Genomic DNA, 22,938 nt, shown 5'->3' with positions numbered 1-22,938 from the left:
CTCCCCTTTTATTAAGATATTATTACTTAGCTGTTACAGTAGCTGCTTCAAACTTTTCTTTATTGAAGTCTGCTTTTGGAACTTGAATTGCTAAGTTATCACCTTTAACTTCAAAAGTATATTCTTTACCATCTACATTTACTGATAAAGTTTTACCTTTTAAGTCTTCAGTTAAATCTGATTGTTTAACAATTACACCTACAAGTGATGTAAATGGAATATCTGAACTTTGTACATTAAGATCTTTTAAAGTCACAGTTTTAACCTCTTCTTCTTTTTTAAGGTCTTTTTGAGCTTGCTCTAATTTAGCTTGAGCATCTTTAACTTCTTTAGAAGTAGATTTGTTGTTGTCATATACTTTTTGAGCTTCAGCTTTAGCATCTTCGAAAGCTTTTACTGAGTCAGCAGTATAACCTTTAGTGTTAACATCGTTAGCTTTAGTGATAGCTGTTTTTAAAGCGCTGAATTCTGATGATGAAGCGACTTCGTCGTCACTACCGTTTTCAACGTTTGAAGATGAACCTAAATCTGAAGAGCTATCTTTGTAGAAGCCTTTGATTGTAGTAGTGTCCATTTTGTTGCTTGATTTATCTTGGATGTAGTAAGAGTTACCTTTAGAGTACTTAAGTGTTACTACAGATAAGTCAGTTGATGCTTTAGCGAATTTCTCTTTGAATGTGATAGTAGCTTTGTCGTTACCATTTGAAGAGTATTCTGCACCGATGCTAGCATTTTCGCCTTTGTCAGCGAAGAATAAGCTTGCAACGTCTTTTTCTTTACCTTGTAATGCAACATCTTCAGAGTAAGTTACTTCTACAGTGTTAGCATTTTTAGCGTATACGCTAACGATCATTGGTGCTGCGTTATCAACTACATCTTTAGCTTTTACAGTTGTAGATGAACCGTCGTTGATTTTGATTTCTTTGTTACCTACTTTACCAGAAGTATTAGTGAACGCATCTTCGTCGATTGTTACATCTAAGTTTTCTAGTGAAGTTGGGAATTTAACGCCTTCTTTAGCTGTGATTGTTAATTTGTCACCGCTAAGTTTTACATCGTAGTAACCTGCACCGCTAACTTCTTTAAGCGTAGATTCGCCGTCGAAGATGTCAGAACGGTTAGCAACGAATGCTTTAAGTGTGATATCTGAAGCAGATACGTTACCTTTAATATCTTCTTCAAATTGGATTTCGATTTTTTCTGCTGATTGTAAACGTACTTTGTCAACAACTGGTGCTGATACAGAGATACCTTTAGTAGAAGCTTTAAGTTTCTCTTTGTTTACTGCTGGTACAGCGTCATCGAAAGTATCTGTTTCAAGTGTGTTTTTAGCAATTTCGATGTCGTAAGTTGCGTCAGCTTGTACTGCTAATGCATCTCCGTCCATTTCGAAGTTTGCTACGTCTTCAACGATAATTGATTTACCTGAAGTATCGCCACCGTAAACTTTTACTTTAGCATCAGAGTTAAGGATGTACTTATCGCGACCATCATATAATACGATTTCTTTTTGATCGAAGTCTTTTAAGTTTGGTACTTGGTCAAACGTTAATACTAAGTCAGCTTTAGCGTCATTCTTAGGATCAGCGATGATTTGAGCTTTCATACCAGCGATTGCTACGTTATCTTGAGCTTTAGCTGTTAATTCAGTAGTTGCTTTGTTCATAGCATTTGTGAAAATACCGTTTTGAACAACGTTAGCAGGCATATCAACTTTGTAAGTTAAACCTTTGTCGAATACTTTTTCGTCAAAAGTAACACGGATTTTATTGTCGCCTTCTACAACTGCTTCTTTAAACTTATCCATGTCAACTGTTTTACCAGTAGTTGTTTTTAAGTTTAATTGTGCTTTGTTTAAGTTAACTTTACCGTCTGGAGCAACGATATCTTGGTCGAAGATTAAATCAAGTGTTGTCTCGTTAACAATACGAGCTACTTTAGCCGCTGGGCTAGCTGCATCGATTGAAGGAGTTTTCACTTTGATTGTACGTTTGTCTTCAGCAAGTGTTTTGTTGTCATCTGTTTTAACATCAGCTGTAACTACTAATTTATAAGTTTTTCCAGCTAAAAGGTGTTTGTCTGAGCCTTTAGAAAGTGTGAATTCCACTTCTTTTTTGTCGTTAAGGTTAACCCATTTACCTTCTGATTCTTTTTCTAGGAAGTCTACAAGCTCACCTAATTTTTGACCGCCTTCGTCATAAACTGTGTAGTTTTTAACGTCTTTAGCTGCGTCTTTCATTTTAGTTGAGTATTTAACGTAAATTTTGTCAGCTACTGCTGATACTTCGAACTCAGGAGTTTTTGTAGCTTCTTTAAGTTCAGTTGGACCGTAAGTGTAAACTACGTCAGCAACTTCATGGCTAGCACCATCTAATAATGCTACATAATATTTTTTACCTGATTCAATTGATTTCTCAAGGTTGAATTCAGCTGATTTACCATCTTTGTTAAAGTTGATTTTTTCAGACTTGATTACGTTACCGCGTACTGTTTCGCCTTCAGCGTAAACAACGAAGTATTTACCGCTAAGCTCTGCTTCACGGATGAAGTCACGATCAAGTTCTTTACCAAATTTAACTTCGATTAAAGTATCATTGATAGCTGTAGCTGATTTAATACCAGCTTCTACTTTAGTATCTTCGATAGCTTTTTTAACAGCAGCGATTTGGTCTTTAACTTTATCTAATTTTTGTTGTAATGCTAATTTTTCTTCTGAATTTAACTCTTTATCTTCAGTAAGAGCTTTTTGAGCTTTTTCTAAAGAACGTTGAGCGAAGTCAACTTTTTCTTGAGCGTCAGCAGCGTTGTCTTTAGTTACGTCTTCTGGTTTTGGAAGAGCGTTACCAGCTACAACTGCTTTTTCTACTAATTGTTCAGTAGTATCTGAAAGAACTGCTTCGATTGTGCGCTCTAAGAATAAAGCGAATTGTGCACGAGTTACGTTGTTTTTCGGTTTGAAGTTATCTACTTCAGAGATACCGAATGCGTTTAATGCTTGGATAGCGTCACGAGCTTCAGCTTTAGCAAGGTTAATATCTTTAACGTTACCTTTTAAGCCTTCTTCTTTAGCAAGTTCTACTAAAGTTTTGCCGTTTAATGCGCCAATCGCACGGTCTAATACTAACGCCATGTTCTCACGAGAGATGTTGTTAGATACGTTTAATTTGTTGTTGCTACCTTGGAATACGCCGTTGTCAAAAACAACTGCTGCGTTTTTAACTAGGTCTTGGTCTTTATAGTTAACTGGTAGGTCTGTGAAACGTTGTTTTGAAGCCCAGTCAGCTGGTACTTCTGCAACGCCGTCGTTTACTAAGTAACGGCCCATCATTTTAACAACTTGACCACGAGTGATTAACTCAGCTGGTGCGAATACTGAATCAGATTTACCTGTGATAACACCGCGATCTACTAAGCTGTAGATAGCATCTTGTGTTTCTTGAGCGTATTTCTCGATATCAGTGAATTTTTTTTCTGCTGCTGATGCAACTGGTACGATTGCTGATGCTACTAAAGTAGCTGTAGCAGCTGTTGCTACGAATTTTTGGTATTTCTTTGGTTGGTTAGCCATAGAAAAATTTCCTCCTCTTAAGTTCAAAAAATTATGTTTTGTTATGCAGGCAAAAAGCGCGCATATTAAACAACTACACTAAAAGTATAGTAGTATGCCAAAAAGATGTCAATCAAATTTTGCTATTAAAGGGGGTTGCCCCTTCGCCCAAAACAAAATAATAATTGAATCCATCTATAGCCATTGTCAACGATACGGCAGGATATTTCAAGCGAAATACAACAATATAATATTTTTGTAATTTCTTTGTCATATTAAAGTGCTAGTATCGCCTCCTTACCTATTATATCGTACATTTCGTTATTTTGTTTAGTGATAGCATTTGTCAGATTTTTGACAAAACGAAAAAAGCTCAAGCATTTGCATGCTTGAGCTTTTTTCGCTTGGGCTACCAACCGATTCCTTGCAGGGAATTCTATATATTTATATAGAGGAAAATTTCCTATACACCGAAAGTTTAACATTAAATTTGGAAAAGGACAATCATTTTTTATCTTTTTGTTTGGCAACTTCCAATAAAAACTGCGGTAGCGCTAATTGGCGCTTAATACGGGTTGGCTCCTTCATTAAGCGGTAAAACCACTCCATGCCAGCCTTTTGAAATACAGCAGGTGCACGCTTAACATTACCAGCTAATACATCAAACGAACCGCCGACACCTTGATAGATGACTGGGTGTAACTCACCGCGGTGTGCGTTAATCCAGTTCTCTTGCTTTGGGCTACCCATAGCAACAAACAAAATATCTGGCTTTGCTTCATTAATACGTCGCACCACAACGGCCTCGTCTTGCTCATAGCCGTCTTGTGTACCTGCTACTGTAATGGCTGGGTATAACTCAACTAACTTAACCGCTGCCGCTTCGGCAACACCTGGCTTAGCGCCGTATAAAAATACCGACTTGCCATGCTTAGCCGCTTCCTCACATAAACGCAGCATCATATCCACACCTGTTACACGCGAGGTAATGTCCCCCTTTTGCAGTTTTGACGCTAAAATCACGCCAATGCCATCTGGGATTTGGATTTCGGCATCATTAAGTAAGCGACGCAAGCTTGGGTCATGCTTGGCTTTCATAATCTTCTCAGGGTTGATGGCTACAACTAGCGATTTTTCGCGGCGCTCAATGCGCGCAAAAATATCCTGCATAAGCTCATCGTAGTTTTGCGTGTTAACTAAAATACCTAATACGCGTTCCTTCTTCATACGTTTTTAGCATCTCCTAATAGGTGATGGTTGTAACCTGCTTGCTCCCATGCTGTGCGGTCTAAGCAGTTTTTAGTATCAAAAATGATTTTATGACGTGGGTTAATTGACGCTGGGTCAAGTGTTTTAAACTCATTATGATCCGTTAGCACAACAATAATATCCGCATTTGCTACGGCCTCGTCTAAGCTTTGCGTCTGCGTTGCGTGTTTATTGCTTGTGATATGTGGGTCATACGAGATAACGTCTAACCCTAAGTTTTGTAGCTCTGTAATAACATGAGTTGATGGGCTCTCGCGCATATCATCCACATTACCTTTAAAGGCTAAACCTAAAACAGCTACTGTGCCGCCCGCTACCTTAGCTTGGTTAAGTAGGCTTTGTGTTTTTTGTGCTGTAAAGGCTGGCATGCCATCATTAGTTGTACGTGACAAGTGAATGATTTTAGCTTGCTCGCCGCCAAGCTCTACTAAAAACCATGGGTCAACTGCGATACAGTGACCGCCAACGCCAGGCCCTGGGAAGTGAACATTAACGCGTGGGTGGTAGTTAGCTAGTTTAATTGCCTCCCAAATATTAACGTCAAGCTTCTCTGCGATTTGTGCAAGCTCATTAGCAAAGGCAATATTAACATCGCGGTACGTGTTTTCCATAACCTTTACAAGCTCAGCTGTTGTAGCGTCCGTTAAATGAATCGTACCCTCAACAAATGTTTCGTATAACGCTTTTGTCATTTGTGCCGCTTGTGGTGTAATGCCACCTACAATACGGTCATTATTAATAAGCTCCTCAAAAATACGTCCAGGAATAACACGCTCTGGTGAGTGCGCTACGTGGATGTCGGTTTCGATATTTAAGCCTGTTTTACGCAACTCAGGTAGCATAACGTCCTCCACTGTTTTTGGTGGAACGGTAGACTCTAAAATTACAAGGTTACCTTTTTTAACAAATGGTACGATTGATGCCGTTGCTAGGCGTACGTACTCAAGGTTAGCTGTATTATCTGCATTAATTGGTGATGGCACAGCAACAATAAATACATCTGCCTCAACAGGTGTAGTTGATGCTGTTAGTAAGCCCTCATCTACGGCTTTATTTAAACGCTCTTGTAAGCCGTTTTCCTCAATGTGTAACTTTTTATTTTGAATGCTCTCTACTGCAGCTGGGTTTACGTCAACACCGTGCACGCGCACACCGTAGTTGGCAAACATTACTGCCGTCGGTAAGCCAATATAGCCTAAGCCCACGACACAAATCGTTTTCGTCATAATCATTTCTTCCTTTCGCTTCTCGTGTGTCCTATTGATGTAGTATACAACTTTATTGTAATGGTGTGAAGTGTTGGGCGAGGGTTAGCCTAAGGTCACTTTTAATCGAACGCTATAATCGCTATACTATATTATTATGGAAGGAAGTGTATACATCCCATGAAGAAATTAATCATAGGTATAGCAGCGTTAGTTATTATTGTGCTTGCTAGCACCTATTACCTTACAAGACCAACAGCACAAGGCGCGCTCATTACCCTATCACCTACCGTGGCTTTGCAAAGTGATGCACACTTTACATTAGCACCTAGCAAGCCCGTAACAACCAAAAGAGAAAACGCTACGGACATTACTTATACGTATGACGTCAGCGACGCACAAAAGGAGCTCGGTACATTACAAATTGTTGTGCGTGAAATTGATAATGGTGACCAATTTGTCTTTCAACAATTTACTAGCAAGGTTGATGAGCCACTCGCCCTTCCTATTAAATTAGTTGTTAACAAGGCTAAGTCAATGGACTACTTTTCATTTGAAGAGCCCATTGAGCAAGAGCATGACCGCGTTTTTGGTATTGATTACACCTCTAACATAAAAGGCATCTTTACCTTTAATAAACGCTACGACATTTTACTGTCACAAAATTATATTTCTAAGCAACTCATAGAGACGTACGACGACGGCTCCGAAAGTCGCCTACGTGAGCTAATACGTGAGGATAAAACGTATAGCAAAACGCATGATAACCAAGTGGCTACTTTTACACTGCCGCTTCATACTACAGCAAAAGACGATATTAGCGAGAGCTGGATGCTTGTAGGTAAAGACAAGCTCTTTGACAACGAAGACGAACGCAACTACTACAAAAACTTTACCAACGACAAATTTATTATGTCTAATAAATGGTTAGTGGCCGACGGTACTTACACTAAACTCCCTTGGTCAGTAGAGCCTGCCACTAAAGTAGGCTACGGGCGCAACCTTGTTGCCCTCCAAGCAAATAAAATTGCTAAGCTCAACGACAAAGTACCACAGCGCTTTTATTACAATATGATTGTTAACTCCCTTAATGACTTATTGCTCTTTAAAGGCGATGCTGCCATTTGGCAAACGGAGTATACAAGCACATGGCTTAAAAAAGATTACGGCATCCAAGCACCGTATACCGACACGCGCCACAACGAAAACATCGCGCTATTTTTAAGCCAGGCTGGTAAATTGCTTAACAACAAAGATGTGGCAAGCAGTGATTTAATTTACGCTAACTTTTTAGCAGATCAGGAGCGCATTGATAATATTTTACGCACAGACAATGGCTACTATATTTTAGATTACTACTCTAAACACCAAACCAAAAAAACGCATGTGTCCCTTAACCATGCGCTAGGTGAAATGAACTTTTTATTTAAAACATACAAAAAAACAAACAACAAAGACTATAAAAATACCGCACTGGCCATTAAACAAGCCTTTGAGGATACAGGGCTTGATTGGATTAACCAAACGAACGGCGACTTATGGTACCAAATTGATGGCAGCGGCAAACTATCTGGTAAAGACTATGACGTCCTAACCTTAGAGGATTTAATTGCGAGCCTTACCCTTTATGAGGAGCTTGATATTCCCTATGATCTTTCGTTTTATTACACGTTAATTTCAAGCAAGTTGGTGTACTTAATGAGTAATGATGTACCTATGCCCATTAAGTTATACGAAAACCTAACAACACTCGGCTTTGCCTCCATCATTGAAGGCTATGACCACGTAGTAGATTACAATAAGTAAAGAAAGCTTCCCACACGTTTTGTGCGGGAAGCTTTTGCTTATTATTTAGTAACTTCTTGTTTAGTAACCGTAATTACTTTTCTATCTTTATCTTTTAATTGATTAATTGAAAATGTAATTGGGCTTGCTGCTTCCGTTAAATCCGTTGTTGCTGATGTAATTGTTAACGCTACAACATCTTTATCCTCATTTAAGCTAGCTGTTGTAATGTGCTTTTCATTACCTACAAATAATTCAAATGTTGCGTCGTCAATAGATGTTAGCGCCTCAGAGAAGGTAATATCTACTTTTTTACTTGTTGCTAATGTAGCCTTTGCTGTTACTGTTGACGCTTCAGGTTTTGGCTTATTGTTACTGTAAGCATTTAATTTAACTTCTTCTGTTACTTTATCCATTACTACAGTAGAGCCTTGGGCGCGTACGCCTGAAATTGTTAATTTATCAGTGCCAGCTTTCACATTAGCAAGTTTAATTAACACAGAGCGTGGGCGATTATTTTTTTCGTCGACCATTACGCTTTCAATCTCGCCTTTAGCTAGCTCAAAGTTAGCTGGCACAATTGTTGCAATATCTACAGGCGCATCAAAATTAACACGCATATAGCTATCATCTAATACAGTACTAGCTGAGTTGCTGTGAGTTTCGATTGCTTGTAAATCAGATGATAACTTAATTTGATAGTTGCTAGTTACTTCGTCTTTAGAGCGGTCAAATGTTACAAGTTTATTTTCAATAGCAATGTCATAGTCATTTGTAATGCCATCAATTACTAATTCGCCTTGATACGTTACGTTTTGAGGATCTGCTTTAGCAAATAGCGCACCTAAGCTGACCATATACTCGCCTTCATTGTTAGTATGTTGTAGTAATGCTGCGCTTGATGACACTTTTTGTAATTTGCCGTCTACACGCACCTCACCTGTAAATGATGCTGTGCCTTGCTCAACGCCTTTAATTGCGCCCATAATTTTAAATACTAAATACTCTTTGCCATCTACTTTGGCTACTTTAACATTACCAATTTGCGGTGCTTCGGCATTGTACTTCATTGTTAACTTTTGACTAAATGTACCGATTTCCCCTGAATAATCTACTATATTTTTATTAGCTATTGTACGAACGGTTACTTCGCCACCAACCGCTTTATCTAATGTTAAATAGTATACTTTTGGGTCATTTTCGTCAGCTTTGTAGTCAAATTTTACAACCTTACCATCTGAGATAACCTCAACAATATCCGAACTTGCACGTAAAATTGGCTCAGAGAATGTTAGTTTAATTGTTTTAGGAATAATTTGCTCAGCTTTAGCTAATGTTGGTGTTACACCATCAGGCTGACGTGTTTTAATTTGCACATTAGTATCAGCTTCTGCCATTTCATTACCTGCTTTATCAATAGCACCTGTTAATTGAATGATGACATTTGAACCTAGTTTAATCGTTTTGTTACCTACTTTTGCGTTACTAAAATCAAATATCATAAAGTTGCCGCTCTTATCTAAACCTTCATTTTTAACATCTTTAACAATATTGCCATCTGTTAAACGGTAGTTAGCGCCTTGTACAGAGTTAACAGGCTTTGTGAAGTGAATTTTAAAGCGATTACTGCCGATATTTTCCCAGTTTTTAATACGTGGGCGATTATCATCTTTAATCCCAACAAATTTAGATGCTACTTCACCAATTACCTCATTACTTTGCGAGTTAACTTGTTTGGCATAAACTTCGTATTTTACACCCTCTTTAAGCGGGTTTTTTGTAATGATCTTTAACGTTTTATTGTCGTTCGTTAAAATGATGTTTTCTAATTCTTCTTTTGCGTAGCCTTCTGTATCACGGACTTGAATCGTTTTATTATCAAGCACTTTGTTATTTAATGGTTTAGAGAATGTTACCTCAACCTCAGTTACACTTGTTTGTTTAATGCTTGCTACTTGGAAGGCTTGTGTTTTTGGCACATACGTTACGGTAACTTCATAGTCTTTACCTTGCACCACGATTGGAATTGTTACTTCCTTGTTAGCTGGTAGGTCACTTAATAAATGAATGTTGTTAACACTACCGTTGTTTAACGTTACTTTAAGTGTACGTTGGTCAACAACCTCAACTGTTTTAATATCATCTGGCTTTGGTTGTGGCTTTGGTGGCGTTGTATTTTGTGCATTTAATGTGTTGTATAGGAATGTCGCAAATTGTGCACGCGTCATTGTGTTAAGTGGTTTATATTGTGTAACATTGGTAATTTTTTTGTACTCTAATGCTTGGATAGCTGCTACTTTATCAGCTGTTAAACCTTTAAGGTCAGTGATTTTAGATGCAAATTTAGCATCTTGCGCTTGTTTGACAATATCTTGTTTATAAACGGTTTTGATTGCGCGCGTTAGCACTAATGCCATTTGGTCACGGCGCATGCTATCTTGCCCATTTAGTTTATTTTGGTTACCTGTAAATACGCCCATATCATTAACAAGTGCTGCATATTTTACAAGCTCCTCGTCTTTATGGTTAACAGGCACGTCATTAAAGCGCTGTACTGTTTTGTAGTTAGCTGGGATTGTGTTACCTTGGTTAACTAACCATTTACCTAGCATTTTGACTACGTGCGAGCGTTTTAATTGAAGATTTGGTTTAAATGTACCATCCTCATAGCCACTCACAATGTTTAAACCTGCTAATGTTTCAATCGCTTTTTTATGACCATTGTCTGCTGTAACATCTTTAAAGCCTGCTGCATTTGCTGCTGGTACAACTGCTGATGCTACTAATGCAGCTGCTGTTGCACTTACTAAAAACTTTTTATTCATTTCTGTGCACCTCTTTTATTCGTATTTGTCTCATATAATACCATTTTTTGCACTACCCTAGCAAACGCAGAATGCCCTGTGCTTGTTGCATGTGCATAGCTAGTACTTGTTGCCCAACTTGTGCTAAAATTTGAGATTTCACCATGTTCATCATTTCTTTTGCAATATCCACATCGCGTATACGCGACTCTGCGTCTTGCAAATTAATGGCGGTGTTTTCGGCTACATTGTATGCGTGCTCTAAACGATTTTGGTACGCGCCAAGACGTGAGCGCTCCATAGATACATTTTTGGTCGCCTCATCCAATTTACCTAGTGCCGCATTTGCGCCCTCACGCGTAGCAATAGACTCCGTACTAAGCCCTATGCCCGCAAGCCCCGCATCGCCAATCTTTACCTCAATTGCCTGCCCGCTATTAGCTCCCACCTGTATTTTTAGCCCATTATCCTTATAATCCCCATTTAATAGCGTGCGTGTATTAAACTCCGTATCTGTCGAAATACGGTCGATTTCCTTTTTTAACTCCTGAAACTCCAAATCTAATTTAGCGCGGTCATCATCCGTATTAGTATCTGTTGCCGCTTGCACGGCAAGCTCTCGCATACGTTGCACAATGGCATGAGTTTCATTTAATGCACCCTCTGCGGTTTGAATAAGTGAAACACCATCCATAATATTTTTAGAGGCCATCGTAAGCCCTCTAATTTGTCCACGCATTTTTTCGGAGATTGCAAGCCCTGCCGCATCATCAGCCGCACTATTAATGCGGTAGCCTGAGCTAAGCCGTAGCATGGATTTACTGGCCGCGTTCCAATTGCGGTTCATGTGGTTAACAATTGACATCCCTGTCGCTGTCCAACTACCAATTCTCATAATGGATCCCTCCTTATAGTAGCTATCGGCACATTTAACCTAAACTATACAAAAAAGGTATCTCTTTTCAGTGAACTGAAAAAAGATACCTTAGGCTGTTGTGTACATCACGATGGTTGAACCTCCAGTTGTTTTTTTGCATCGACTAGCTTATGGAATGCCGCTTCGTCGTTGCTGTCTAATGCACAATCAATTAAGTAATCATAGTTACGCTTAGTAAGCTCTTGCTCAAATGCGGTTGGCTCATCTACTGCTGGTGGTGGTGCTGGTTGTTGTTGCGGTACGTCATTAGCTTTAGCAATAACCTCCTCAAGCATCGGCAGTAAGTGCTCTTGTATGTTAGACATTAGCATTAGTTGGTAGAGCGGCAGACGTAAAAAGCGATTGCCCTTTTGGAACACAAAGACTTCGGCTAAATTTTCGATTTGCATAGTATCAAGATTAACAATCATCTCTTTACCTTCAATCGGAACAAAGTAGTAAAGCTCATCGTCCTTGACAACAGAAAAATATTGATAGGCAAAAACTAACCTGAGTTGACGTGCCGTAAGTTTTGTATAAAAAGGCTTCATGTAATTTACTTGAATCATAGGCTACACTTCCTTTCGTTACTATTATGTTTATAATAGCATTTTTATTGTCGTTTAAGCAAGTTTTTTCTTAAAGGTAAGCGTTTCACACCTACTTACCTACACTTTCAACGTATAATGAAAGGATAATCATTTTACTAGAGAGGGTGTTTGTCCTTGGCATTATCTATCGCTGAACTAGCGCAGGATTATCGTGATACCATTGAGCAGCTATTAACACAGCAAACGGAGGCACTACAGCCGACAGTCAAAGAACATGCTGAGCTCATCACACGCGCAACGTTTTTACTACGCAATCAATCCGTAACCTTTACGGAATATAATACACATACCATTTCTTTAACCGCAATGATACGCGATGTTAGCCCGATGTATGTCCAAATTTTTTTAGCCAACAAAACAACGAGTTGCACATGCCTACAAAGCACGTGCCGCCACCGTGTTGCTACATTATTTGCACTATATCAGCATTTTTCTTCTGTACAAAGTTTTGTTGACGATTGGCGCACACCGATTGCTACAGAGCGTTCACCTGCTGTTTGGCGCAAGCTTGCTTACGATCAAGTGCATACAGGTCTACAAGAAGAACGCTCCTTTGAGGGCTATAATTTACACTACGCTAAAAACCGCATTCTACAAAATTTATTACGCACACGTCCTTTTGAGCGTGAGTGGCAGGCATTATACGAATTATTTATGGAAATGCACGTGATGTATGATATTTGGAAAATGCTACAAGAGACGCCACAACGTAGCTTTCATTTAACACGTCCTGCCTTTCAAACACTACTTGATGACTGGCAAGCTAACTGCCTAACACTGCTTGAGAGTGTGAGCCAAGCCCCTCGTTTATTTGCGACGGATGAGTTTATTACTTCTATTATTGTATGTGCACGTAAATTTATTAGTGATTTTTCGACACATACGGCATCACGCCTTGCAATTTACGAGGCTGTTATTCGCTTTATTGCACCGCATAACTTTACACGCGAGCAACAACTGTTTGACCACCCTACGACACATGCCTTAACTGCGCTTTATACAGATGAGGGACAGTTGGATGCTAATGCGCTTGATATGGATACAGCGATGTATTTATTGGCACTTGATGTAGCCAAAGATACAGCTCACGCTGAAACACTTGTTGATGCAATTATGCCAAGACTACCAGCTTTTATTGAAGGGCTGCCGCTATTTTCGCGCGAGGAACGCGCTTTAGCCATTTATGATTTAATGCTCAATGTCACACTGAGCGAAGAGCAAGAAGCGCAATTATTTTTAGCTTTTGGTAAAGCTGGGTTGCGCCCGTACTCCCATTTTTTAATTCGTAAAAAGCGCTATGATGATTGGATTGGTTTGCATATGTTGCATACCTCCTCCCTAGCCTACGCTACGGCTTGCGGCTTTAATGACTTAGTTAAAGACTCACCGCAACATGCTTTGCCACTCTACCACTACTATGCGATGCAAGAGATTGACGGTAAATCACGCGTGCATTATAAAAATGCGGTGCGTATTTTACGCGCTATGCGTAGTGCCGCTAAACGTGCTGGCGAGCAAAATTACTTTAACGACTACATCAACACCTTGCAACACCAACATAAACGGCTGCGTGCCCTGCAAGAGGAGCTTGAGAAAGGAAGCTTAACGTTATGACCAAATCACCATTCATTGCCGCTGTTACGTTGCACCTTGAGCCATTACCAAACGCTCACTTTGCCGTGACATCGCCAACCTTAGCACCCGCTAAGCTCGCATCCTTATTATTTTATCGCTATACTACGTGCTTTTATGGGTTAACGACGACGATTGATAATGAGCGCTTAATTGTTAAGGCGCATGAGCTTTTAGATGCGCTAAGCCCAGCCTATCGCAACCCACTCGTGCAAATTGAGAGTGATGCCAATGACATCATCCCCTACTGGACGAGCCCTGATTTATGGCATTACGCCATCATTGAGGAAGGCACACTTCGTTTTAACTTACCGCACGGCGAGTTGCTTGCAACAGCGGCTCAATCAGTACTAGCTGCACATGATATTACATTGCAACATGTACCTAAGCTACTACCCTTCTTACAAGAGGATGGGTGGCCGCTTCAACCGTCGCGCGCTGTAGATGGCGTGACGGTTTCTGTACGTTTAAGCGAGCCTGCACTAGAGGAGAGCGAATGGCTACTCGAAACGGTTGTACATACCGCTACCTCTGCCTACTGGACACCTGCAACACGCAAACGTGAGCTAGCCATTACAGATACATTGCCTAAAAAATGGGCTCATCTTGCTAACTACTTCGCGACACAACAAGCGCATATTTACCGCATCCTTGGGCTTGGTGCGAGCGATAGCTTTATGCACCTGCGCTTAGCTGATCAAGACGTACAGCAATTTTTACGCGATGATGTGGCGACTTTACAAGCATTTGGCTTTGATGTGATTTTACCTGCATGGCTAAAATCGTTAACAGCTACTAAAATGCGCGTATCGTTAAGCGCCTCAACAAATCGTAAATCTGTAGCAGGATTGGACGACATTATTCAATTTAATTGGCAAGTTGCACTTGGAGATGGCACATTGTCACATGCCGACTTTATGAAGATTGTAGAAGAAGAACGCGAATTTATACGCGTGGGCAATGAGTGGTTCCGTGTGGATGCTACTTGGACGGCACAAATCCGCGAAATTATTGACCGCGCCCAGTCCGAAAAACTAACCGTGCGCGATTTATTATTTAACGACGCAGCAGAAGAGCTATTGCCGATTGAAGATGATGATATTGACCCTATCGTGACGTTTGAGCTTCAACGTTCCTTACAACAGCTTGTTTTTCAGTTACGTGATAAGGACACTATCCCAACGCGACCTGCACCTACTAACTTACAAGCTGAATTGCGCCCATACCAACAACAAGGCTATGAGTGGCTTACCTTTATGCGTGAGCAAAATTTAGGCGCTTGTTTAGCAGATGATATGGGGCTTGGTAAAACGGTACAGCTTATTTCGTATTTACTACATCTCTATGACGACCTTGCGCTCACTGCACCATCGCTTATTATTTGCCCAACTTCTGTGCTTGGCAACTGGCAAAAAGAACTTGCACGCTTTGCACCACACCTTAATGTGCATACGCATTACGCAGGCACTCGCCTACGCCACGAAAATTTTGCAACGCACGGCGCACAGGTGATTTTAACGACGTATGGCACAATTACGCAAGACATTGAGTTTTTACAAGATGTACAGTGGTCAAGTGTCGTACTAGACGAGGCCCAAAATATTAAAAACATGCAAACTCAGCAATCACGCGCCATTCGCAAACTGCGTGGTGCACATCATATCGCGCTTACAGGTACACCTGTCGAAAACCGCCTCGCTGAGCTTTGGGCAATTTTTGACTTTATCCAACGCGGCTACCTTGGCACCTATGGTCGCTTCACTAAAAATTACAGCATCCCTATTGAGCGCGATGAAGATCAAAAGGTAACCGAAAAATTACGCCTTAAAATCCAGCCGTTTTTACTACGTCGTACAAAGCGTGATAAAAACTTACAACTCAACTTACCTGACAAGCAAGAAATGAAAGAGTACTGCCCACTCACAACGGAACAAGCAGCACTTTACGAAGCCTATGTTGCAGAAACTGCAGCGAACATTGAAAACTTAAATGGGCTAGAAAAAAAGGGCAAAATCCTTGTAATGCTTAATAAGCTAAAGCAATTATGTAATCACCCAAGCATTTATTTAAAAGAGCCGCTCACTAACCCGAGTGAATTAGTACAGCGCTCTATTAAAGTTGAGCGTATTATCCAAATGGCAGCAGAGATCGCGGCCAATGGGGAGCAATGTTTAATCTTTACGCAATATGTATCCATGGGCAAGCTACTCCAGTACTGCCTAGCTGAGCTACATGGCGTAGAGGCTCCCTTCCTGACAGGGAGTACCTCTAAAATCCAGCGTGACCGTTTGGTACAACGCTTCCAAGACGGGGAGTTTCCGATTTTTCTACTGTCATTAAAAGCTGGTGGAACGGGCTTAAATTTAACGGCGGCGACCCATGTATTGCATGCTGACCGTTGGTGGAACCCCGCAGTAGAAAATCAAGCTACTGACCGTGCCTACCGTATTGGACAAACGAGCTTTGTACAGGTGCATAAATTTATTACCCTTGGTACGTTAGAGGAAAAAATCGATGTACTGCTTACGGAGAAATCCGCACTATCAGAGGAGCTTATCCAATCAAGTAAGTGGTTGACTGAGTTAAGCGATGAGGAGCTCCAGCAGTTAATGACACTAGACGAATAAGAAGATTGCGATGCGTTACCCGCGCATCGCAAGATTTGGCATGATTATTAGCTTCTACTTCTATTCTTTTGTTTACGGCAATAAAAAATCGACTGGCGGCATCGGCGTAGTATTTTGCTGAGCCTCCGTCGGCTTTAGCTGATAAAAACGCACGTCCTCAATAACGACCTCCGTCATAAATACACGCGTCCCATCTTCCCTATCATAGTTACGTGATTGAATGCGTCCGCTAACGCCAATAAGTGAGCCTTTACCACAGTGCTTAACAATCGTTTCGGCAAGTTTGCCCCAAGCCACACATAATACAAAGTCTGTATCAAACTCGCCTTGCTGATTTTTAAACGTGCGATTAATCGCCAACGAAAAATTTGTTTGCATTTTACCACCCGCTAGTTCACGCAAAACAGCATGTTTCGTTGTGCGCCCAACAAGTCCGACATGATTCATAGTTGTCACCTCCCTTCGTTACGCTTATCATAAGGGCAGGAAGAAAATGAGACAACTTCAGTAAAATTGATTTTTCGCTAGCTTTCTCGCGTGATTATTTCATTTTGCTACGCTAAGCTATAGGTAAATCGTAAATTTCGTAAAAAGGAGATTTTTTTATGAAAACCTTCAAATTATTACAACTCGAAGTGCAAGGGCAAGACCTACCGCTTGAAGATGGTGTCATTATTAATCAGGAAAACAGCCGCCAATCTTGGTTGCTTGAGGCATTTTTAACAGAAGATATGAATGCCTTTCTTACGCCATTGTTAGAGGAGCAAACCGTTGTACATGCGCGCGCTGTAATTTCCTTCCCTGATAATGAGCCTGCACCATTTGAGCTTGTCGTACGTGCGATTAAACCAATCGGTGAACGTGTATCCGTATTGTTTTCTGGTAAGCTTGTGGCTCGTCGCCAGCAATATGCGGAGCAACTGCTAGCATCATTACTAGCGGAAGATTTAAGCGAAGAACAATTACTAACTCAATTTAAAACAGGTATGCGCAATCGCCCACGCCTATAAAAAAAACGAGAAGTCACATGATGCGTGACTTCTCGTTTTTTATGCTAACTCTTTTAATTTGTTTTCAACAAAGGTAGCCTCTGCTTTACAACCATAATCAAAGCTTTTGCCTGTTGCTTGCTCAAGCTGTTCGATGTTAGCGATTTGTTCATCTGTCGGCGCTTGCTGTAGTACTTTAGCGATTACCTCATTGATTTTCTTTGCTAGTTCTTCCTGAAATTCAACACTACGTAGTGCATCCTCTGGTACTTTGTCATACCAAGCTGCATTTGTTAGTACATATTGTTGCCAGTGAGCTACAAAATCATTAAGGTCATACTTATCCTCACGCCACTCAATTTTAGCCATATATGTTTCGAAGGCAAATGAAATAGAACGTGTAATACTAATTTTAATGCCCGAAGATAATTGCTTATACATTTATTAATCCTCCTACATATCGAAAAAGCATTTGCTTATTTTACGCGATAACTTCCTAAGTTTATAGCTTTTTAATAGTAATTGCAAATTACGCAGTAGGTTGCTCAGGTCCAATCGCAAATAAAATATCTGTTTCACAAACGATTTCGCCTTCAACCGTTGCGACCGCATGCCCTTTACCCATTGAACCACGTAAACGTGTAAACTCTACCTCAAGGCGAAGCTGGTCACCTGGCACAACTTGACGCTTAATGCGGCAGTTATCCACACCCGTTAAAAAGGCAAGGCGATTTTTAAACTGTGGAGAGCTTAGTAATGCTACGCCGCCTACTTGTGCTAATGCTTCAATAATTAATACACCTGGCATTACAGGATACCCTGGAAAGTGCCCTTGGAAAAACTGCTCATTAATCGTTACATTTTTAATCCCTACTGCACGCTTCTCTTCAACCTCTAACATACGATCCACTAATAAAAATGGGTAGCGGTGCGGTAAAATTTTTTGAATTTCTTCTACGTTCATGCGATTTCCTCCTATTTGTCGATTTTACCATTCATAATATCCAAAATATGACGCCACACTTCAGGTTTAAACACATCAAATGCCTTACCCTCGCCTAATCCTGCATAGCCTACCATTGCGCCAATAATCGCTGCTACTGCAACGAGAACTAGCACAATAAGTAAACGAAGCCATATTGGTATCAGTCGTAGCTTTGGTCGTTTGTCAGTCGTGGGTTGCTGTGTTATTTCTGCTGTAATATCATCTTTTGTCATACATTATCTCCTTTAACGAATGCCGTTGATTAAGCCAAGCATTTGATCTGCTAGCGTTACAGAACGTGCATTCATTTGATACATTCGCTGCGTCTGAATTAACTCCGTCGTCTCGCGCCCAACATCAACATTGGACATCTCAAGCATACCTTGCTGTACATTAACTTGCGTACGCCCTGCTCCGCGTAGTGGCGTTAATAAGTCCGCCTCTGTCACACCTAGCTCGTTCATGTTTTGTGGTAGCGCAAAATAGGTTGCGGATACATGCTCCATAAATTGTGGTCGCTCAAAGCGTGTTACACCTAAATCAATAGGCTGCCCTAACGTCGAACCATCATTATATGTTACGGTAAAGCCACCTTCAGCTGTTAAACCAAAGTGCTTTACATTTGTAAAGTTAGGGAAGGTAATGGCATTACCATTGCTATCTGCTACAGGGTAGCCATCGCCATTTACTAACATGCCGTTACCATTTTCGAGTGGTGACACATAAAAGTTACCTTGGCGCGTGTACACCTCACGTGTACCTGTTCCCTCAGGCATTAGCACTGTAAAGTATTGTTTTGGCGAAGTAAAACCAAAGTCAAGGTCACGCCCCGTTGTTTGTAGCGCTCCTTGCTTTTGATTGTGTTGGATTTGCCCAATTTTAGCACCTACACCGTAGCGGATGCCTACTGGTGACTGACGCTGTGTACGGTCTAGTTTATCATTATTATACTGCTGATACAAAAGCTCTTGAAACTGTGCATCACGCGATTTATAGCCATGTGTATTGGTATTGGCTAGGTTATGCCCAATAGTATCAAGCTGGCTTTGTAGCTCGCCCATTGTGTTAGTTGCCGTCATCATTGTACGTAACATAAATATCTACTCCTTACACCTTGCCGATTTCATTTACGGCTTTTTCCATACTGCGGTCATATGCTTGTAGCACTTTTTGATTGGCTTCAAACGCACGATAAGCTGTCATTAACTCGGTCATCGCACGCCCTGTGTCTACGTTAGAACTTTCGATATATTTTTGTTGTGTGCTAAATGCGACACCTTGTACACCATAAGCTGTTGGCAGGTTGCCCCCACCATCTAAACGAAACAGCCCATTGTCCTGCTTCATTAACACTTCTGGATTAGCGGCATACGCCACACCTACTCGTCCTACTTGCGTGTCACCTGACATAATCATGCCCTCAGCATTTAATGTAAAGTCATCATTATTTACTTGCATGCGCTGCCCATTGTCATTTAACACATAAAGCCCCTGCGCACTCACAAGATAGCCTTGTGCATCAACGGTAAAGTTACCATTACGCGTATATGCCTCGCCACCACCTGGGTGTTGTAAACGGAACATCACAGTACCCTCAACACCATCTGCATTGACTGGCATTTGCCCATTAATTAGCGCAATATCAGTAGCAAGCTCGGTTTCGAGCAACTGCCCTTGCGTATAATTAGCAAGCGTCTCTTGCATATAAATCCCTGCATTAATACCACCTGTTGGGTTAGCATACATATGGTTTAAACCGTTTTCTGTTGGGATGTTGGTACTATTAATACGCGACATCAACATATCAGGAAACGAACGAATTGTAGATTGGTCTTCTTTAAAGCCTGGCGTACGTGCGTTAGAAATATTATTCGTTAATAATTCAGTACGGCGCTGTTGCGCAATCATACCTGAAGCTACTGTATAAAATCCTTTAAACATAGCGAGCACCTCACTTTATTTTATAAATCCGCTAAGCGGTCAATATTATCAAGCAATACTGCTGTACCATTGGCCACACAATTTAGTGGACTCTCAGCTACGAAAACAGGCACCTTTAGTTCATCAATTAATAACTGATCAATGCCATGCAGTAAAGCGCCTCCACCTGTTACAATAATACCACGGTCAATAATATCCGCAGATAGCTCGGGTGGTGTTTTTTCTAATACGTTTTTAGCAGCCTGTACAATCATTCCGACTGTTTCACGTAAAGCTACTTCAATTTCAGTAGATGAAATCGTCAGAGGGCTTGGTAATCCTGTAACTAGGTCGCGTCCACGAATATCCATCGTCTCGTCTCGCCCACCTGCATACACCGTACCCACTTGTATTTTAATATCCTCGGCTGTGCGTTCACCGATTAACAATTTATATTGTTTTTTTATGTACGCTAAAATATCTTGATCAAAGGCGTTGCCTGCAGCCTTAACAGATTCACTTGTTACAATATCACCCATTGATAATACAGCTACGTCTGTTGTGCCACCACCAATATCAATTACCATATTGCCACTCGGCTGGAAAATATCCATACCTGCACCAATTGCTGATACTTTTGCTTCTTCCTCTAAAAATACTTTTTTAGCACCTGCATGCTGTGCTGCATCACGGATTGCTTTTTGCTCTACACTCGTAATTTTAGTTGGGCAACAAATTAACACATTGGGATTAGACATAAAACCTTTAAGATTTAACTTATCAATAAAATACGTTAGCATTGCCTCTGTTACATCAAAGTCAGCAATTACTCCGTCACGTAATGGGCGTATTGCCACAATATTACCTGGTGTACGCCCTAGCATTTTACGCGCATCTTCACCTACTGCTAATACCTTGCGCGTTCTACTATCTAACGCTACGACCGACGGCTCATTAAGGACAATACCCTTTCCCTTTTGGTGAATTAACACATTTGCCGTACCTAAGTCGATACCAATATCCTTCGAAAACATGCTACTACTCCTTCCCCCATATACATCATTCATTTTTCGTTGTTGTCAAATATTTTACCATATCATTATCTTTATTTCCTAGGAAATAAAAAGAGCTGCAAAGCAATTTCGCTTGCTGTGCAACTCTTGATTTTACATTGTAACTTTTACTTCAGCGTCTTCTGTAGTAACACGCTCGATGTTAGCACCTAATGCTGCTAATTTTGTATGGAAACCTACATAACCACGGTCTAAGTGGTGTAATTTTGTAACACGCGTTACGCCATTTGAGATTAACCCACATAAAATTAACGCTGCAGCTGCTCGTAAATCTGTTGCGCCTACCTCTGCACCTTGCATATCGTTTTCGCCATCAATAAATACCGAGCGTCCTTCGATCTTAACGTTAGCATTCATACGACGGAATTCTTCGACGTGCATGAAGCGGTTTTCGAAAACCGTTTCGGTAATAATGCTTGTACCTTTTGCTGTTAACATTAATGCCATCATTTGCGATTGCATATCTGTTGGGAAGCCTGGGTGAGGCATTGTTTTAATATCTACGGCTTTAAGTGGTCGTGTAGAGCGTACACGCACGCCCTCGCCCTCTTCGGTTACCTCGATACCCATTTCACGCATCTTGGCAATAAGTGCTGTCATATGCTCTGGTACAGCGTTCTCAATAAATACGTCACCTTCAGTAATTGCAGCGGCTACCATAAATGTGCCTGCCTCAATACGGTCAGGGATAATCGTATGCTCCGTACCATGTAGTGTTTTAACACCTGTAATACGGATAGTGTTTGTGCCCGCACCTTGTACGCGACCACCCATAGCATTAATAAAGTTAGCTAAGTCTACGATTTCTGGCTCCTTGGCAGCGTTCTCAATAATCGTTACGCCATCTGCTAATGCAGCAGCTGTCATAATGTTTTCTGTTGCGCCTACACTTGGGAAATCTAAATAAACTTCTGCCCCTTTAAGCTTGCCATCAACACGAGCCTCAACATAGCCGTGACCGAAAGAAATCTTTGCGCCCATTGCCTCAAAGCCCTTTAAATGTAACTCAATTGGTCGTGAACCAATCGCGCAGCCACCTGGCATTGCTACACGTGCAAAGTTATTACGTGCAAGTAATGAGCCCATTACTAAAATAGATGCGCGCATTTTACTTACAAAATCAAACTGTGCTTCACTTGATAATGGTTTAGTTGCATCAATAAATATTTCACTTTTTTGTGCGTCATAAGTTACGTCAGCATTTAAACTTCTTAATACTTCACCAATTGTTTTTACATCTGCTAAGTTTGGCACTTCAGTAATGTGGTGTTGCCCCTCTGATGCAAGTAATGAAGCCGCTAAAATTGGTAATACTGCATTTTTTGCGCCTTCTACTTTAACTGTGCCTGTTAATCTTTGCCCACCTGTTACGATAATTTTTTCCACGCTAGTCCCTCCGATAGTCTTTACAGTCGGTAATTTTATAATCTATTCGATACGTTCATAAAGTTCTTTATCCAAAAAGCAAACACTTTAATTTTACAACGGATAGCTAGCACTTACAAGCTTTGTTATGACATTGTTGCAATTTGGTTACATTATCTCTTGAACTACCCCCACTTAACACCTTACGGA

18 protein-coding genes are annotated in these 22,938 nt (G+C 40.7%); 4 read left to right on the top strand and 14 right to left on the bottom strand.

The window, feature by feature from the left end:
• Positions 1–22: 22 nt before the first annotated feature.
• The 3 genes from CH76_RS13545 to CH76_RS10035 form a co-directional block, all read right to left on the bottom strand.
• Positions 23–3,568 carry an S-layer homology domain-containing protein gene (locus tag CH76_RS13545; RefSeq protein WP_051910314.1) on the bottom strand — a complete coding sequence of 1,182 codons (3,546 nt, stop codon included), beginning with the start codon at positions 3,566–3,568 and terminating at the stop codon, positions 23–25.
• Positions 3,569–4,051: 483 nt separating this feature from the next.
• Positions 4,052–4,774 (bottom strand): WecB/TagA/CpsF family glycosyltransferase, encoded by a 723-nt coding sequence (locus CH76_RS10040; protein ID WP_036145664.1) that lies wholly within the window; start codon positions 4,772–4,774, stop codon positions 4,052–4,054.
• Positions 4,771–6,042, bottom strand: coding sequence for a nucleotide sugar dehydrogenase (locus CH76_RS10035; protein WP_036145661.1), 1,272 nt, complete (start codon positions 6,040–6,042; stop codon positions 4,771–4,773). Before CH76_RS10035 ends, CH76_RS10040 begins: the two co-directional genes overlap by 4 nt.
• Before the next feature lie 159 nt (positions 6,043–6,201).
• Between CH76_RS10035 and CH76_RS10030 the strand changes: the two genes are divergently transcribed.
• On the top strand, positions 6,202–7,827 hold the full coding sequence (locus CH76_RS10030; RefSeq protein ID WP_036145659.1) for a hypothetical protein: 1,626 nt from the start codon (positions 6,202–6,204) through the stop codon (positions 7,825–7,827).
• A gap of 41 nt (positions 7,828–7,868) precedes the next feature.
• On the opposite strand, the gene CH76_RS10025 is transcribed toward CH76_RS10030, so the two are convergent.
• The 3 genes from CH76_RS10025 to CH76_RS10015 form a co-directional block, all read right to left on the bottom strand.
• The gene (locus CH76_RS10025) at positions 7,869–10,631 is read right to left on the bottom strand and encodes an S-layer homology domain-containing protein (RefSeq protein WP_036145656.1); all 2,763 of its coding nucleotides are present in this window, start codon (positions 10,629–10,631) and stop codon (positions 7,869–7,871) included.
• A 52-nt stretch (positions 10,632–10,683) separates the two neighbouring features.
• On the bottom strand, positions 10,684–11,505 hold the full coding sequence (locus tag CH76_RS10020) for a flagellin (RefSeq protein ID WP_036145654.1): 822 nt from the start codon (positions 11,503–11,505) through the stop codon (positions 10,684–10,686).
• A gap of 107 nt (positions 11,506–11,612) precedes the next feature.
• Positions 11,613–12,095, bottom strand: coding sequence for a transcriptional regulator (locus tag CH76_RS10015; protein ID WP_036145653.1), 483 nt, complete (start codon positions 12,093–12,095; stop codon positions 11,613–11,615).
• Positions 12,096–12,251: 156 nt separating this feature from the next.
• On the opposite strand from CH76_RS10015, the gene CH76_RS10010 reads away from it, so the two are divergent.
• Both CH76_RS10010 and CH76_RS10005 read left to right on the top strand, forming a co-directional pair.
• Positions 12,252–13,751, top strand: coding sequence for a hypothetical protein (locus CH76_RS10010; protein ID WP_036145651.1), 1,500 nt, complete (start codon positions 12,252–12,254; stop codon positions 13,749–13,751).
• On the top strand, positions 13,748–16,396 hold the full coding sequence (locus tag CH76_RS10005; protein ID WP_051910313.1) for a DEAD/DEAH box helicase: 2,649 nt from the start codon (positions 13,748–13,750) through the stop codon (positions 16,394–16,396). Before CH76_RS10010 ends, CH76_RS10005 begins: the two co-directional genes overlap by 4 nt.
• A gap of 72 nt (positions 16,397–16,468) precedes the next feature.
• Here the strand turns inward: CH76_RS10005 and CH76_RS10000 are convergent, their stop codons facing one another.
• On the bottom strand, positions 16,469–16,843 hold the full coding sequence (locus tag CH76_RS10000) for a single-stranded DNA-binding protein (protein WP_036145648.1): 375 nt from the start codon (positions 16,841–16,843) through the stop codon (positions 16,469–16,471).
• 158 nt (positions 16,844–17,001) lie between these two features.
• On the opposite strand from CH76_RS10000, the gene CH76_RS09995 reads away from it, so the two are divergent.
• Positions 17,002–17,406, top strand: a complete 405-nt coding sequence (locus CH76_RS09995; protein ID WP_036145645.1) for a YwpF family protein — start codon at positions 17,002–17,004, stop codon at positions 17,404–17,406.
• 39 nt (positions 17,407–17,445) lie between these two features.
• Here CH76_RS09995 and CH76_RS09990 read toward each other — a convergent pair whose 3' ends face one another.
• The 7 genes from CH76_RS09990 to murA form a co-directional block, all read right to left on the bottom strand.
• Positions 17,446–17,826 (bottom strand): hypothetical protein, encoded by a 381-nt coding sequence (locus tag CH76_RS09990; protein WP_036145641.1) that lies wholly within the window; start codon positions 17,824–17,826, stop codon positions 17,446–17,448.
• Between the two features lie 88 nt (positions 17,827–17,914).
• Entirely contained in the window at positions 17,915–18,349 is a 435-nt protein-coding gene (gene fabZ / locus CH76_RS09985; protein WP_036145638.1) for a 3-hydroxyacyl-ACP dehydratase FabZ, read from the bottom strand.
• Between the two features lie 11 nt (positions 18,350–18,360).
• Entirely contained in the window at positions 18,361–18,603 is a 243-nt protein-coding gene (locus CH76_RS09980) for a DNA-directed RNA polymerase subunit beta (protein ID WP_036145635.1), read from the bottom strand.
• Between the two features lie 12 nt (positions 18,604–18,615).
• On the bottom strand, positions 18,616–19,464 hold the full coding sequence (locus tag CH76_RS09975) for a flagellar hook-basal body protein (RefSeq protein ID WP_036145632.1): 849 nt from the start codon (positions 19,462–19,464) through the stop codon (positions 18,616–18,618).
• Positions 19,465–19,477: 13 nt separating this feature from the next.
• Positions 19,478–20,311, bottom strand: coding sequence for a flagellar hook-basal body protein (locus CH76_RS09970; protein WP_036145630.1), 834 nt, complete (start codon positions 20,309–20,311; stop codon positions 19,478–19,480).
• 20 nt (positions 20,312–20,331) lie between these two features.
• Positions 20,332–21,324 carry a rod shape-determining protein gene (locus tag CH76_RS09965; protein ID WP_036145627.1) on the bottom strand — a complete coding sequence of 331 codons (993 nt, stop codon included), beginning with the start codon at positions 21,322–21,324 and terminating at the stop codon, positions 20,332–20,334.
• 132 nt (positions 21,325–21,456) lie between these two features.
• The gene (gene murA, locus CH76_RS09960; RefSeq protein WP_036145626.1) at positions 21,457–22,749 is read right to left on the bottom strand and encodes a UDP-N-acetylglucosamine 1-carboxyvinyltransferase; all 1,293 of its coding nucleotides are present in this window, start codon (positions 22,747–22,749) and stop codon (positions 21,457–21,459) included.
• Between the last annotated feature and the right edge of the window lie 189 nt (positions 22,750–22,938).

The organism is Lysinibacillus sp. BF-4, from assembly GCF_000743635.1.
Taxonomy (GTDB): Bacteria; Bacillota; Bacilli; order Bacillales_A; family Planococcaceae; genus Metalysinibacillus; species Metalysinibacillus saudimassiliensis.
This window is presented reverse-complemented; position numbering and strand designations above follow the sequence as displayed.

What these genes read in the sequence shown, in the direction of transcription:
- CH76_RS13545 (WP_051910314.1), bottom strand. Translation starts at nt 3,568, where the DNA reads ATGGCTAACCAACCAAAGAAATACCAAAAATTCGTAGCAACAGCTGCT.
- CH76_RS10040 (WP_036145664.1), bottom strand. Translation starts at nt 4,774, where the DNA reads ATGAAGAAGGAACGCGTATTAGGTATTTTAGTTAACACGCAAAACTAC.
- CH76_RS10035 (WP_036145661.1), bottom strand. Translation starts at nt 6,042, where the DNA reads ATGACGAAAACGATTTGTGTCGTGGGCTTAGGCTATATTGGCTTACCG.
- CH76_RS10030 (WP_036145659.1), top strand. Translation starts at nt 6,202, where the DNA reads ATGAAGAAATTAATCATAGGTATAGCAGCGTTAGTTATTATTGTGCTT.
- CH76_RS10025 (WP_036145656.1), bottom strand. Translation starts at nt 10,631, where the DNA reads ATGAATAAAAAGTTTTTAGTAAGTGCAACAGCAGCTGCATTAGTAGCA.
- CH76_RS10020 (WP_036145654.1), bottom strand. Translation starts at nt 11,505, where the DNA reads ATGAGAATTGGTAGTTGGACAGCGACAGGGATGTCAATTGTTAACCAC.
- CH76_RS10015 (WP_036145653.1), bottom strand. Translation starts at nt 12,095, where the DNA reads ATGATTCAAGTAAATTACATGAAGCCTTTTTATACAAAACTTACGGCA.
- CH76_RS10005 (WP_051910313.1), top strand. Translation starts at nt 13,748, where the DNA reads ATGACCAAATCACCATTCATTGCCGCTGTTACGTTGCACCTTGAGCCA.
- CH76_RS10000 (WP_036145648.1), bottom strand. Translation starts at nt 16,843, where the DNA reads ATGAATCATGTCGGACTTGTTGGGCGCACAACGAAACATGCTGTTTTG.
- CH76_RS09995 (WP_036145645.1), top strand. Translation starts at nt 17,002, where the DNA reads ATGAAAACCTTCAAATTATTACAACTCGAAGTGCAAGGGCAAGACCTA.
- CH76_RS09990 (WP_036145641.1), bottom strand. Translation starts at nt 17,826, where the DNA reads ATGTATAAGCAATTATCTTCGGGCATTAAAATTAGTATTACACGTTCT.
- fabZ (WP_036145638.1), bottom strand. Translation starts at nt 18,349, where the DNA reads ATGAACGTAGAAGAAATTCAAAAAATTTTACCGCACCGCTACCCATTT.
- CH76_RS09980 (WP_036145635.1), bottom strand. Translation starts at nt 18,603, where the DNA reads ATGACAAAAGATGATATTACAGCAGAAATAACACAGCAACCCACGACT.
- CH76_RS09975 (WP_036145632.1), bottom strand. Translation starts at nt 19,464, where the DNA reads ATGTTACGTACAATGATGACGGCAACTAACACAATGGGCGAGCTACAA.
- CH76_RS09970 (WP_036145630.1), bottom strand. Translation starts at nt 20,311, where the DNA reads ATGTTTAAAGGATTTTATACAGTAGCTTCAGGTATGATTGCGCAACAG.
- CH76_RS09965 (WP_036145627.1), bottom strand. Translation starts at nt 21,324, where the DNA reads ATGTTTTCGAAGGATATTGGTATCGACTTAGGTACGGCAAATGTGTTA.